Genomic DNA, 13480 nt, shown 5'->3' with positions numbered 1-13480 from the left:
CCTGATCAATCCGCGCAGTCGAGTGCTTCCGCGATGAGCGTCCGGGTCGCCTCCACGCCGTAGAGCGCGATGAAGCTGCCCATCCGCGGTCCTTGTTCGCTGCCGAGCAGCGTCTCGTAAAGCGCCTTGAACCAATCGCGCAGCGACGCGAAGCCGAACTGGTCCTGCTTGCCGATTTCGTAGACCAGGGTCTGCAAATCCTCGGCCGCAGCGTCCGCCGGCACTTTCGCCAGTTCTGCGTCGAGCGCGCGCAGCGCTGCCGCTTCGTGGGCTTGCGGAGCGCGGCGCTGCAGCGTTGGGGCGATGAAATCGTGGTTGTATGCCAGCGCGCTGTCGATCAGGACCTGCAACCGCTCCTTGTTCGCAGGCTCAAGATTATCGGTGTAGTTGCCAAGATAGCTCCACACCTGCTCCTCGGTCGCATGGCTGCCGAGCACGCCGACAAGGTTCAGCAGCAAGCCGTAGGTCACCGGCAGCGTGTCCCCTTCCCCGCCATGATAGCCATTGGTGCGCAGCAAGTGCCAGACGGGGTTGCCCAGCCGCTGTTCGACCGGCTGATCGGGGATCTTCGCGCGGAACTGCCAGTATTCGTCCACTGCGCGCGGGATGACGCCGACGTGCAGGCTCTTGGCGCTCTTCGGATCGCGGAAGAGGTAGAAGCCGAGGCTTTCCTCCGTCCCGTAGCGTAGCCATTCCTCGATCGTCAGGCCGTTGCCCTTGGACTTGGAGATCTTCTCCCCCTTTTCGTCCAGGAACAATTCGTAGATCATTCCTTCGGGCTTTCGCCCGCCGAGGATCTTCGCGATCCGGCCCGATTGCGTAAGGCTGTCGGTCAGGTCCTTGCCCGCCATTTCGTAGTCGACGCCCAGCGCGACCCAGCGCATGGCCCAGTCGACCTTCCACTGCAGCTTCGCCTGACCGCCGAAGATCGTCTGTTCGACCGTCTCCCCCTGATCCTCGAACCGGATCAGACCCGCGTCGGCATCGACGATTTCGATCGGCACCTGCAGCACCACGCCGGACGTGGGGCTGATCGGCAGGACGGGCGAGTAGGTCTTGCGGCGTTCCTCCCGCAGGGTGGGAAGCATCACGTCCATGATCGCGTCATAATGGCGCAGCACGTTCGCCAGCGCCGCATCGAACGCGCCGGAATTGTAGCGATCGGACGCGGCGACAAATTCATAATCGAAGCCGAACCGGTCAAGGAAGTCCCGCAGCATCTGGTTGTTGTGCGCGGCGAAGCTTTCGAACTTGCCGAAAGGATCGGGAATTCGGCTGAGCGGCTTTCCGAGATTGTCCGCCAGCATTTCAGGCTGCGGAACGTTGTCCGGCACCTTGCGCAGACCGTCCATGTCGTCGCTGAACGCGATCAACCGGGTCGGCGCGCCGTCCGTCAGCACTTCGTAGGCACGGCGCACCAGCGTGGTGCGCAGGACTTCCTGGAAGGTACCGATGTGCGGCAGGCCCGACGGGCCGTAGCCGGTTTCGAACACCATCGCCTCATCGCTCGGCTTACCGCCGGGATAGCGTTTGACCAGTTTCTGCGCCTCCTGCAGCGGCCAGGCCTTGGACACACGGGCGGCTTCGATCAGCGCATTGTCAAACATGCAGGCGCTTTTGCGAAAAGCCGCCTGCCGTGCAAGCGGAAAGCCTCTGCGCCTTGCCTGCGGCGCGATTGCCGGGCAAGCGGCTGCGCGGCAGGCGACCGCCATTGGCTCCAACCACGACGGGGATGACAGTGACCTACATCGAGGCGATCCGCACACAGATCGAGGGCATGTGGCTCAGCCTCATTCTCCGCCTGCCCAGCCTGGTGATCGCGTTGTTCGTGATCCTGGTGACATGGGTCGCGGTGCGGTTCACCGTCAATGTCGCCGACCGGATCGTCAGGCGGACGCAAATCCGGGAGGACCTGCGCCAGCTGGTCGAGACGCTCGTCAAGCTCGGCATCTGGATTACAGGCCTGATGATTGCGGCCGCCATCGTGATCCCCGGCCTGACCCCGGCCAGCCTGATCGCCGGGCTCGGCGTCGGCGCGCTGGCCATCGGATTCGCGTTTCAGGACATCTTTGAAAACTTCTTGGCCGGCGTGCTGATCATGATCCGGGAGAAGATGCGGATCGGCGACGTGGTCGAATGCGAAGGCATCCTGGGCAAGGTGGAAAAGATCACCTTGCGCGAAACCCATATCCGCCAGCTCTCCAACGAACTGACGATCCTGCCGAATTCGATGCTGTTCAAGAACCCGGTCAAGATCTTCACCGACGAACGTATTCGCCGGGATGAACTTGTGGTCGGCGTCGCCTACGATACCGATCTGGCCAAGGCCAAGGCGGCTATCCAGCAGGCGATGCACAGCCTCGACATCATCCATCACGAAAATCCCGTCGAAATTTACGCACAGGAGTTCAACTCCAGCTCGATCGATTTCCTCGTCCGCTGGTGGACGGACTCCCGACCGCGCGATTTGCGGGAGACGAAAAGCCAGGTCGTGTTCGCAATCAAGCAGGCGCTCGACGATGCAGGCATCGAGATTCCGTTCCCTTACGTGACCCACACGTTCAAGCAGGCCGTCCCGCTGCAGAAGCCGGAAAACGAAGCCGCCTGATTGCACGGCCGACATCCCGGCCCGCCCCCTCACGGGCGTTTTCTGCGCTTGCGATCCCGTTTCCCTGTGGCAGGATGGAAGCCAAGAAGAGACCGGAGGGGGAAAACCGATGATCCACAAGAAGGCCGCACTCGCCGTGGCCGCACTGCCGCTGCTGGCAACCGCGTGTTCGATGCAGGGCACCCAGCCTGCCTCCATCGCTGCCTTGGGTGAGATGGACCGCTGCTCAGCGGTATCGGGCACCCTGTTCGGGGCGCGCGAGGCGCAAGGACGGTGGGTGGCGGCCGATGCCAACGCCGCGCTTCCCGCTTATTGCGAGGTGACCGGCACGCTTTCCCCCGCAGCAGGATCCAACATCGGGGTGGTGTACCGCCTTCCAGCGAACTGGAACGGCAAGCTGCTGGGCATCGGCGGCGGCGGTTGGGCCGGCAACGTCACCTTGATGGGCGCGGCCGAAGGGCTGAAGAAAGGCTATGCCACGCTCCAGACGGACGCGGGCCATTCCGGGACGAGCGTGTGGGATCTTTCCTGGACGTCGAACCCTGAGGCGGTCACCGACTTCCAGTACCGCGCGATCCACGAGATGACCGTGGCGGGCAAGCAGTTGGCCCGGGCGTATTACGGCCGGCCGCAGGATCGGTCCTATTTCCAGGGCTGCTCCACCGGTGGCCGGATGGCGCTGATGGAGGCGCAGCGTTTCCCGGGCGACTACGAAGCGATCATCTCGGCCGCACCGGTCTACAGCCTTCAGGTGCAGACCAGCGCCGTGTTGCGCAACAACACCTTCGCCCAGCCTGGCGCAGGTTTCAGCAAGGCCCAGCTTCAGCTGGTCAACGATGCGGTGCTGAAAGCCTGCGACGCGCAGGACGGCGTGACCGACGACGTGATCCCCAACCCGCGCACCTGCAACTGGAAACCGGCGGAACTGCAGTGCCGTCCGGGGCAGAGCGGCCAGTGTCTCTCATCCGCGCAAGTGAACGCGCTCGAGACGCTCTACCGCGGCATTCGCACTCCTGACGGGGAATGGGCAATGTTCCCGCTGAGCATGGGCGGCGAACTGGGCTGGCCCCTGTTCATCGGAACGGAAGGCACGGGGCAGGACGCGACCGGCGGCGGCGGTCTGACCAGCCTTACTCCCTTGATCCTAGGGCAGCCGACCTTCGACTTTTCCCGGCTCAATCCCGACACGGACGTGCCGAGAATCCGCTCGAGCGAATTCGCCAGAGCCTATGAGGCGGTCAGTCCCGACCTATCCGCCTTCTTCGGGCGCGGCGGCAAGCTGATCCTGTGGCACGGGGAGAACGACCCGGGGCCAAGCCCGGTCGGCACGATCGACTACGCGAACAAGGTTGCCCGCGCGGTCGGCACGCGAGCGGATCAGAGCTTGCGGACCTTCATGCTGCCGGGGGTCGAGCACTGCCGCGGTGGACCAGGAGCCGACATGGTCGATACGATCGACGCCGTCGACCGCTGGATCGAAACGGGGCAGGCACCCGATGTGCTGATTGCGACCAAGGCCGATTCAGCCATGAAGCGGCTGGTCTGCCGGTATCCGCAAGTCGCCCGGTACAGGGGTAGCGGCGATCAGAACGATCCGCAGAACTGGACCTGCGTCGCAAACCAAAACGGGGCCTGAAGCAGCGCTTCAAGCCCCGTTCCGGAGGTATGCAGAGGTAGGGTTACTGAACCATCGTCACGACGAGGTCCTGACCGCGGTTGCTGGTAACCCGCACCGGCTGGTTCGCGACCATGGCACCCTGGTAAGGCCAGCATTCCTCCCCGCGCGGAGCGAAGTTCACGCAGAGCATGTTGTTCCGCAAACCCCAGTAACCCTGCACGGGCGGCTGCCCGGGGACGACCTGAATCCGCATTGTCCCATCGGGCGCGAAGTTCACGAGATTGGTGACACCGCCTTGCGCATCAATGCGTACCGTGCGGCCCCGCAACTCGTTTGCCCAGTTGCTGTAGGGCGCGATTGCGGTTGCCGGCACGGCATTTCCGGTTTCTGCGACAACGTAGTTGCTTCCGGCCATTCCCGGGGCTGCGTCATAGCCGGGCGTCGCAGCGCAAGCGGCAAGGCTGGCGGCGAAGCTGGCGGCAATAAGGGTCTTGATTTGCATGGCATCCTCCATCTTTTGTAAGTAAGTAATACCCCCTAGTTAACCAAAACGTTCCAAAACCCTTCCGGGCGGCTGGACCGGCGTTTACTTTCGGGTTTCTATTCCCCACTTTCCGACCGTGACCGATCCCCTTCCCCTGCCGGCCCTTCACGCCAGCCACGCCGGCGCATGGCTGCGGAGCGCCCAAGGCGTCACTCGTGCCGTCTCGAAGGGAGAAGCGGTTACCGAAGCGGCCGATACGCCGATGCTGCTGCTCAACGCGCCCCTGGTGGCCACCCGGCTCGGCTACCCGGATCTATCGGGGCTCGACCTGCTGGAGTTATTCGCGTTCGTTCACCCGGCGCGGTTCGTCGTTCCGACTGCCAAAGGCCTCGCCCATGCGCTTGGGCTGGATGAGCCGGTAAGCGAAGACGAAATACCCGCCCTGCTCCAGCGTGCGGCCGGCGTCCTGCTGCACCGCTGCGAACGCGAAGATTGGGCGGAGGGGGAAGGCGCGTGGTCGACCCTGCAGTCGCTTACCCGGCTCCGCTGGCCTTGGGCCAATCTGCTGGGCACACATGTACGCAAGCCGGAACGCGCCGAGCGCTGGCTGTTCACCCGCCTGCCGGAATGGGAGGAGACGGCCGAACGCCCGCAGCCTGCGCAGGTTTCCCTGAACGACAGCGACGTGGCCGAACGGCTCGACCGGCTGACCGGCACCGGGGCCGAACGGCGCGACGGACAGCAGGACTATGCCCGGGAAGCGGCTCACACCTTTGCGCCTCGCCAGCGCCAGGCGCCGAACATGCTGCTGGCGCAAGCGGGCACCGGTGTCGGCAAGACTCTGGGTTATCTTGCACCCGCTTCGCTCTGGGCGGAAAAGTCGGGCGGCACCGTCTGGGTTTCAACTTTCACCAAGAACCTGCAGCGGCAGCTGAGGGCGGAAAGCACCCGCGCCTGGCCTGCGGTGCGGCCCGACGGCACCCCGCCGGTGGTCGTGCGCAAGGGACGCGAAAACTACCTCTGCCTGCTCAACCTGGAAGACGCGCTGCAGGGCGGTTTCAGCGGACGGGCGGGCGTACTGGCCCATCTGGTGGCTCGCTGGGCTGCCTACACGCAGGACGGGGACATGATCGGGGGCGATTTGCCCGGCTGGCTCGGCACGCTGTTCCGCAACCGCGCGATCCGCTCCCTGACCGACCAGCGCGGCGAATGCGTCTATGCTGGCTGCCCGCATTACCGCAAATGCTTCATTGAACATGCCTCCCGCGCGTCCGCCCAAGCCGATCTGGTGATCGCCAATCATGCTCTGGTGATGATCAACGCGGCGCGCGGGCGCGATCATGCCCAGCGCCCGACCCGCGTCATCTTCGATGAAGGGCATCACGTGTTCGATGCCGCGGATTCGACGTTTGCCGTCGCCCTGACCGGGCAGGAAGCCATTGAGCTGCGCCGCTGGCTGATCGGTCCGGAACGCGGATCGCGCGGGCGTCGGCGGGGCTTGTCCGCGCGTTTGGCGGACATCGCCTCGTATGACGAGGATGCCGGCAAGGCGATCGAGCAGGTACGGGACGCATCAGAGGCGCTGCCGTCGGAAGGGTGGCTTCAGCGGCTGGCGGACGGACGGCCTTCGGGACCGATCGAAGACCTGCTCGGCGCCGTCCGCACCCTCACCTACGTTCGTGACGAAAGCGGGGGACAGGAGGCCGGCTATGGGATCGAAACGGAAGCCGCGCAGCTTGAAGGCAACTTTGTGGAACTGGCCGGATGCGCGCAGGCCGCTCTTGCTGCGATCCGTCAGCCGCTGATCAAGTTGGGCATCCGGCTGGAAGCCCTGGCGGCCGACGCGCCCGACTGGCTGGACGCCCAAGGTCGGGCACGAGTGGAAGGCGCGCGGCACTCGCTCGCCTGGAGGGCCGACACGATTGCCGCGTGGGAGGCCCTGCTGGGCCGTCTTGGCGGTCCGGCCGATCCCGACTTCGTCGACTGGCTCTCGGTCGAACGGTCCGACGCGCGGGAGTTCGACGTCGGTATTCACCGCCGGTTTCTCGATCCGATGAAGCCCTTTGCGCAGACGGTGCTGGAACCGTCCCACGGAGTAATGCTCACCAGCGCGACCTTGCGTGACGGAGAAGACTGGGACAGCGCAATCGCCCGTTCGGGCGCGAAGCACCTTGAGATTTCTCCGCGTCTTTCAGCCGCGCAAAGTCCGTTCGATTACGCCAGCAATGCCGAAGTTCTGATCGTCACCGACATCCGCAAAGGCGATCTTGCCGCGCTTGCCGGTGCCTATGCCCGGCTCATCGAGGCGAGTGGTGGCGGAGTGTTGGGCTTGTTCACCGCGATCCGCCGCCTTCGGGCAGTCTACGGACGAGTAGCCGACCGGCTCGCCCGCCTCGGGCTGCCGCTTTACGCCCAGCATGTCGATCCGATCGACACCGGAACGCTCGTCGATATTTTCCGTGACGACCCGCGCGCTTCGCTGCTCGGCACCGATGCCTTACGCGATGGAGTGGATGTTCCGGGCGAGTCCCTGCGCTGCGTCGTGCTGGAGCAAGTGCCATGGCCCAAGCCTTCGATCCTCCACCGCGCGCGCCGGGCAGCTGGCGGCAAGGCCTACGACGACCGGATCATCCGGGCCAAGCTGGCCCAGGCTTTCGGGCGTCTGATCCGCAGCAAGCAGGACAGGGGGCACTTCGTCGTCCTGTCTTCCGCTTTCCCCTCGCGCCTGCTGAGCGCGTTTCCCAAGGGAACACCGGTAATCCGCTGCACGCTTGACGAGGCGCTGGACCGCGTCGCGGCCGGGCTCGCTTTTCCTGTCACGGCTGAAGACTGAACCATCATCATGAAGCTGCTCGGCCTTCTCCGCCATGCGAAATCGGACTGGACCACCTTGCGTGACTTCGATCGTGGATTGAACGACCGAGGCAAGCGCGGTGCAGCGCTGATGGGGCGCCATATTCGCGAACATGGCGTGTCCTGGGACACCCTCGTCGCCAGCCCTGCGGAGCGGGTGCGCCGCACGCTCGAGCTGGCCCATCTCAAAACCGCGGCGCAGTGGGAGCCGCGGGCCTATCTGGCAGACGAGGAGACGCTGCTCGACATCGTCAGGGCCGCACCCGGCTCTTCCGATTCCCTGCTGGTCGCGGGACATAATCCGGGCCTGCAGGACCTGATCTTCAGCCTGGTCGGCGAAGAACGCGAGGGGGCGCTGTTTGACACCGTCGCGGAGAAGTACCCCACCGCCACTTTCGCCGTGCTGGAACTGGATATTACGCGCTGGATCGATTGCACCCCGGGCTGCGGCCGCCTGGTCCACATTGCCCGCCCGCGCGATCTCAGTCCTGAATTGGGACCGCTCAGCGGCGACTAGAGCGCTTCCGCTGCAAGGGGTATCACCGGTCAGCTGAGGCAGCGCGGCTAGCGCGGCTAAACCGACACTTCACCCTCAACTGTCGAGTGCAGCGGCAAGCCTTTCCCGAATGGCGCGAAGCTGCGGAAGAATCTCAGCGGAATTCGCGGCAGCAGGCGCGCTCACAGCTTCCGGCGTGCCGGGATTTTCCTCCGTCATCCCGCTCTCGATGGCCTGACGGGCGCCTTTCAGCGTGTATCCCTGCTGATTAACCAGGCGATCGATCGTCCAGATGAGCCGCACGTCCTCCGGCCGATAGTATCGGCGGCCGCCGCTGCGCTTCATCGGCTGCAGCATCGGAAACTGCTGCTCCCAGTAGCGCAGCACGTGCTGGCGGATGTTCAGGGCCGCGGCAACTTCACCGATCGTACGCAGCGCATCGGCTTCCTTGCCGTCGTCCAGCTGCAGCGGATCGGGCGCGCTCATCCGGTTTGGGCGATTCTGTCCTTGAGCTTCTGGCTGGCACGGAACGTCATCACCCGTCGGGGAGTGATCGGGACTTCGATGCCGGTTTTCGGATTGCGGCCAATACGCTCTTTCTTGTCGCGCAGCACGAAGCTGCCGAAGCCGGAGATCTTCACGTTCTCCCCTTCGGAAAGGGCGTGGCACATCCGTTCGAGAATCGTCTCGACCAAGGCAAGGCTCTCCGTGCGCGAAAAACCCATCTTGCGATTGATGGTCTCGGCCAGATCGGCGCGGGTCAACGTGCCAATCGATCGCATCATGTCCATATGCTTGCCCCCAAAAGCTCGGCCGTCGAATTATAAACTTATGATAGACTAATGCAATGAAGCGAAGTGCCTTTACACAGGCTTTTCACATTCGCAGCAAGCTGGCGCCCCAGGTGAATCCGCCGCCCATCGCTTCCAGCATTACCAGATCGCCCGGTTTGATGCGCCCATCCCGCACCGCCACGTCGAAAGCGAGCGGAACGGACGCCGCGGAGGTGTTGGCGTGACGATCGACGGTGACGATGACCTTTTCCCGCGCAAGACCGAGCTTCCTTGCGGTTGCCTCCAGGATTCGGGCATTCGCCTGATGCGGCACTACCCAGTCGAGATCGGACGCGGCATAGCCGGTCGCGCCCAGCACTTCCTCCAGCACTTCCGCAAGGTTCACGACGGCGTGGCGGAACACTTCCCGTCCCTTCATCCGCAGCTTGCCTACCGTCCCGGTGGTAGAAGGTCCGCCGTCGACATAAAGCAGGTCGTTGTGCGCTCCATCGGCGTGCAGCTTAGTGGAAAGAATACCAGGCCCATCCTCGGCTACATCCTCAGCCTTCAGCACCAGTGCGCCCGCTCCGTCGCCGAACAAGACGCAGGTAGCCCGATCTTCCCAGTCGAGAATGCGGCTGAATGTTTCAGCTCCGATAACCAGCGCGCTTCGCGCCATGCCGGAGCGGATCATCGCATCCGCCGTGCCAATGGCGTAAAGGAACCCGGAACAGACAGCCCCGACGTCGAACGCGGCACAGCCGGCAACGCCAAGTTCGCGCTGCACAAGAGTAGCGGTGGAGGGAAACGTCCGGTCGGGCGTCGCGGTGGCGACGATGATCAGCTCGATTTCGCTTGCGTCGAGTCCCGCGGCTTCAAGAGCCGCACGCGCAGCTGCAGTCGCCAGGGTGCTGGTCGTTTCCCCGTCACCGGCGATGTAGCGATTGGAAATCCCGGTCCGTTCCCGGATCCATTCATCGCTGGTGTCGACTTGCTGCGCCAGCTCTTCATTGCTGACCGCACGCCGCGGCAGCGCCGAGCCCGAACCTTTGACGACCGCGCGAATCATGCCTTGCCTCCGCGTTCCCGCAGCCGGTCTTCCCCGAGATGCCCGAGACCCGCGGCAATCCGGTCTGTCAGATCCTCCTCAAGCAGCCGGGCAGCGACTGCCACGGCGTTCGCGACCCCGGCGGCATTCGCGCTGCCATGAGATTTCACGATCACTCCATTCAGTCCGAGGAAGACGGCCCCGTTGTGATTGTTCGGGTCCAGGTGATGGCGGAGCAGTTCGGTTGCCGGTCGCGAGATCAGGAACCCGATCTTTGAACGGGTTGAGCTGCGGAACGCGTCCTTCAGCAGATCGGTGACGAACCGGGCCGCACCTTCGATCGCTTTGAGGGCAATGTTGCCGGAAAACCCGTCGGTGACGACCACGTCGACGTCGCCGCGGTTGATCTTGTCGGCTTCCACATACCCTTCGAACCGCAGGGAAAGGCCCGTAGCCTGGCGAAGATTCTGCGCGGCGAGCTGGAGCTGATCGGTTCCCTTGGTTTCTTCGGTACCGATGTTGAGCAAGCGCACGCGGGGGAGATCGCGGCCCGTGACGATGCGGGCGTAAGCTGCTCCCATGATCGCGAACTGGACCAGGTTGCGCGCGTCGCATTCCGTGTTGGCGCCGAGATCGAGCACCACCACGTCGTTTTCCCCCAGCGTCGGCATCAGCGCAGCAAGGGCGGGTCGGTCAATCCCGGGCATCGTGCGGAGCGCGAGCTTGCTCATCGCCATCAGCGCCCCGGTGTTGCCGGCGCTCACCGCAGCGCCGGCATCGCCGCGCTTCACGGCGTTGATCGCCAGGCCCATCGAAGTGCTTTTGGCGCGCCGCAGCGCTTGGGTCGGCTTTTCATCGCCGCCCACGACATCCTCGCAATGAAGGATTTCGGACGCTTCGCGCATGTTGGGATGAGCATCGAGCGCGCGCTCGATACGGGCCTGATCGCCGACCAGCAGGAACTTGAACCGATCGTGCTGCCGACGCGCGAGCGCGGCGCCCGAGATCATCACCCGGACGCCTTCGTCGCCGCCCATCGCATCGACAGCGATACGCGGCAGGTTCATGCGAAGCTATTCCCTCTCAGGACCGGGCTTACAGCCCGACCGAGACGATCTCGCGGCCGTTGTAGTGCCCGCACTGCGTGCACAGGTTGTGGGGGCGCTTCAGCTCCCCACAGTTGGAGCATTCATGATAGGCTGCGGGCTTGAGTGCATCGTGCGAACGACGCATCCCACGACGGCTGGGCGATACTTTTCTTTTGGGGACAGCCATTGCGGCACCTGTTCCTTGAAATTCCGACTATTCGATAGCCGCCCTAAGCCAGCCCAACCCTACGCGCAAGCGCAGCTGCGGCACGGGCGGCCATGCGGTGAAGGCGCGGCCTATAGCGATTTTTCACACGCTTGCAAGCGTAGCTAGTCAGCGCGGCGAGCCAGCGCCGCATCGCTGACGAACATGTTCGTTTGCCGCTCGCGCCCGAAGGTGCTCGGCTGCCCATGACCTGGCACGAACGTGACGTCATCACCCAGCGGCCAGAGTTTGCCGGTGATCGAATCAAGCAAGTCCTGATGGTTGCCGAGCGGAAAATCGGTTCGTCCGACCGAGCCGGCGAACAGGACATCCCCCACGAAGGCAAACCGTGCCTCCCGGTGAAAAAAGACGATGTGGCCGGGGGTGTGTCCGGGGCAATGGAACACGTCCAATTGCAGCTCCCCCACCGTGACCGTGTCTCCGTCCGCCAGCCAGCGGTCCGGCTCGAACGGCTGACCGGCAATTCCGTAGTCGCGGCCATCATCGGCCAGTCGGGCGATCCAGAAACGGTCTGCCTCGTGCGGCCCCTCGATCGGCAAGCCAAGCTCGCTCGCGAGTATTCCGGCCTGGCCGCAGTGATCGATGTGACCGTGCGTGATGAGGATCTTTTCCAGCGTCACGCCTGCGCGGGCTACCGCATCCTTGAGCCGAGGCAAGTCACCCCCCGGGTCGATCAGGGCCCCGCGCATCGTCCGGGTGCACCAGAGGAGCGAGCAGTTCTGCTGCAGGGGAGTGACAGGAAGAATTGCGGCGCGCAGCGGCGCCTGTGCAGGCTCGGTCATCGTCTGCATGTGGGTTACCGGCCGCGCGAACGCAACGACAGGGATATCCTAGACGCGGCCGCCCTTCCAAACGACGCGGCCGATCATGTTCACGTCGGTGAGGGAGACCTCTACCGGTTCATAGGCCGGGTTGGCGCTGATCAGCATCAGCTTGCCAGGCGCTGCCGCCTGTACGCGTTTTACCTGTAGGAAATCCCCTACACGCAGCACATGAATCCCGTCACGAAACGGATTTGGGCGTTGATCGACCAGGATTTCATCCCCGTCTCTCAGCAGCGGATCCATCGAATCACCCACAACCCGAATCGCCGAGAGCATTTCCGGCTGCAGGCCCTGCTCACGCAGCCATTTGCGGGAAAACCGCATGACATCAAACGGCTCCTCCTCCCCCCCCAAGGCACCAAATCCCGCCGAAGCCTCCAATTGGAAGCGAGGCACCTGGAACCATTCCTCCTCGGCTACGTTATTTTCCTTAGGCCCCCCGAGCGCTGATTCCGGCACCCCGAAGATTCCCGCCAGAACGCGACGATCGCGTTCCTCGAGTCGCCGGGGGCTGCCTTTGGTTACGTACTGATGCAAGTAACTGGGATTCCTCCCTATTTTTCTAGAGAGGGCTGCTAGGCTGGCGCCGCTTTCCCGAACCAGCTCGGCGAAGCGTTCACGCGCCTCCATGAGTATTTTTCCTGTGTTTTCATATACATAGCCCTACTATGCTGCATTTTTCCTAGACAAGTAGGATTTCGTGCGCAATCCGTAGTATCGCCTAGCACGAGTGATGGGGGGTTATGCTGATCCGAAAAATCGAAGTCTTCCTTCGCCGGACAGGGATGCCGGCGACCAAATTCGGCCGTCTCGCGACGGGCGATCCGCGGTTTGTACTCGACCTGCGTAACGGCAGGACACCACGTACTCCTACAGAAGAACGGGTGGAATATTTCATGAACAAGTACCGGGAGGAAACCCATGCATATTGATCCCGCACTTCGCCCCGTCCCTCTGCGTGCACGCCTCCGCGGCCCGTCGGAACGCATCCGCTCAACGTTGCTGGCGCTGGCCGGCGGCAGGGGCCGGATCACGCAGCATACCGAACGCAGTTGGGCCAGCATCACCTTCGCAGGCAGCCGGCATGAATTCACGCTGCTGTTCGAAGGGGCCGAAGCCGTGGAAGCGGGAGAAGTGTTCGTCACGCTGCTTCCCGAACATGAGTTCGATCTGCGCAAGCATCTGGTAGCCGACGCCACTGTGGTTGCTGTCGACCACCGGGTAGAGCCGCTCAGGATGGAAGTTACGATCGAACTGCTCCTGGTCGAAGAAGAATAAGATCTGACCAGGCAATCAAGCTGCAACAGGGTACAGGGATCGCTCTTCTGCGGCTAATGATAATAACAAAAGAATTTCCAACTTATCGTGGGATCGGGACATTCGTAGACTAGGCTCAGGACCCATTAAAGGGATTCCCAAAGCAGCGCAGATTTGATTCACAGGCGGCGCAAGGAGGCGCTGT

At 63.6% G+C, this 13480-nt stretch carries 14 protein-coding genes; 5 read left to right on the top strand and 9 right to left on the bottom strand.

Annotation, left to right across the window (positions count from 1 at the left end):
• Positions 1–5 precede the first annotated feature (5 nt).
• Complete coding sequence (locus ELY13_RS02215; RefSeq protein ID WP_126172269.1) at positions 6–1607, bottom strand: lysine--tRNA ligase; 1602 nt, start codon at positions 1605–1607, stop codon at positions 6–8.
• A 104-nt stretch (positions 1608–1711) separates the two neighbouring features.
• Between ELY13_RS02215 and ELY13_RS02210 the strand changes: the two genes are divergently transcribed.
• Positions 1712–2608: a mechanosensitive ion channel family protein gene (locus ELY13_RS02210; protein ID WP_338142318.1), complete on the top strand. Its 897-nt coding sequence runs from the start codon at positions 1712–1714 to the stop codon at positions 2606–2608.
• Between the two features lie 109 nt (positions 2609–2717).
• Positions 2718–4244, top strand: a complete 1527-nt coding sequence (locus ELY13_RS02205) for a tannase/feruloyl esterase family alpha/beta hydrolase (RefSeq protein WP_126172268.1) — start codon at positions 2718–2720, stop codon at positions 4242–4244.
• A 43-nt stretch (positions 4245–4287) separates the two neighbouring features.
• On the opposite strand, the gene ELY13_RS02200 is transcribed toward ELY13_RS02205, so the two are convergent.
• A complete protein-coding gene (locus ELY13_RS02200; protein ID WP_126172267.1) occupies positions 4288–4728 on the bottom strand; it encodes a hypothetical protein in 441 nt (146 codons plus the stop codon).
• Between the two features lie 118 nt (positions 4729–4846).
• Here ELY13_RS02200 and ELY13_RS02195 point away from each other — a divergent pair, with 118 nt between their 5' ends.
• Positions 4847–7543 (top strand): ATP-dependent DNA helicase, encoded by a 2697-nt coding sequence (locus ELY13_RS02195; RefSeq protein ID WP_126172266.1) that lies wholly within the window; start codon positions 4847–4849, stop codon positions 7541–7543.
• Between the two features lie 9 nt (positions 7544–7552).
• A complete protein-coding gene (locus tag ELY13_RS02190) occupies positions 7553–8080 on the top strand; it encodes a SixA phosphatase family protein (RefSeq protein WP_126172265.1) in 528 nt (175 codons plus the stop codon).
• A gap of 75 nt (positions 8081–8155) precedes the next feature.
• Here ELY13_RS02190 and ELY13_RS02185 read toward each other — a convergent pair whose 3' ends face one another.
• The 7 genes from ELY13_RS02185 to ELY13_RS02155 form a co-directional block, all read right to left on the bottom strand.
• On the bottom strand, positions 8156–8545 hold the full coding sequence (locus ELY13_RS02185; RefSeq protein ID WP_126172264.1) for a MerR family transcriptional regulator: 390 nt from the start codon (positions 8543–8545) through the stop codon (positions 8156–8158).
• The gene (locus tag ELY13_RS02180) at positions 8542–8841 is read right to left on the bottom strand and encodes an integration host factor subunit alpha (RefSeq protein WP_126172564.1); all 300 of its coding nucleotides are present in this window, start codon (positions 8839–8841) and stop codon (positions 8542–8544) included. The genes ELY13_RS02185 and ELY13_RS02180 overlap by 4 nt, the downstream gene beginning before the upstream one ends.
• 94 nt (positions 8842–8935) lie before the next feature.
• The gene (locus ELY13_RS02175) at positions 8936–9901 is read right to left on the bottom strand and encodes a beta-ketoacyl-ACP synthase III (RefSeq protein WP_126172263.1); all 966 of its coding nucleotides are present in this window, start codon (positions 9899–9901) and stop codon (positions 8936–8938) included.
• Positions 9898–10947, bottom strand: coding sequence for a phosphate acyltransferase PlsX (plsX, locus tag ELY13_RS02170; protein WP_126172262.1), 1050 nt, complete (start codon positions 10945–10947; stop codon positions 9898–9900). The genes ELY13_RS02175 and plsX overlap by 4 nt, the downstream gene beginning before the upstream one ends.
• A 28-nt stretch (positions 10948–10975) precedes the next feature.
• On the bottom strand, positions 10976–11155 hold the full coding sequence (rpmF, locus tag ELY13_RS02165; RefSeq protein ID WP_126172261.1) for a 50S ribosomal protein L32: 180 nt from the start codon (positions 11153–11155) through the stop codon (positions 10976–10978).
• 143 nt (positions 11156–11298) lie between these two features.
• On the bottom strand, positions 11299–11976 hold the full coding sequence (locus ELY13_RS02160; RefSeq protein WP_277600619.1) for an MBL fold metallo-hydrolase: 678 nt from the start codon (positions 11974–11976) through the stop codon (positions 11299–11301).
• A 48-nt stretch (positions 11977–12024) separates the two neighbouring features.
• Positions 12025–12648 carry a S24 family peptidase gene (locus tag ELY13_RS02155; RefSeq protein ID WP_126172260.1) on the bottom strand — a complete coding sequence of 208 codons (624 nt, stop codon included), beginning with the start codon at positions 12646–12648 and terminating at the stop codon, positions 12025–12027.
• A 291-nt stretch (positions 12649–12939) separates the two neighbouring features.
• Here ELY13_RS02155 and ELY13_RS02145 point away from each other — a divergent pair, with 291 nt between their 5' ends.
• Entirely contained in the window at positions 12940–13296 is a 357-nt protein-coding gene (locus ELY13_RS02145) for a hypothetical protein (RefSeq protein ID WP_126172258.1), read from the top strand.
• Positions 13297–13480: the final 184 nt, after the last annotated feature.

Origin of the sequence: Altericroceibacterium xinjiangense, assembly GCF_003958635.1 — a bacterium.
Classification (GTDB): domain Bacteria; phylum Pseudomonadota; class Alphaproteobacteria; order Sphingomonadales; family Sphingomonadaceae; genus Altericroceibacterium_A; species Altericroceibacterium_A xinjiangense.
Note: the sequence above shows the minus strand (reverse complement) of the source record. Positions and strands in the feature narration are given on the sequence as shown.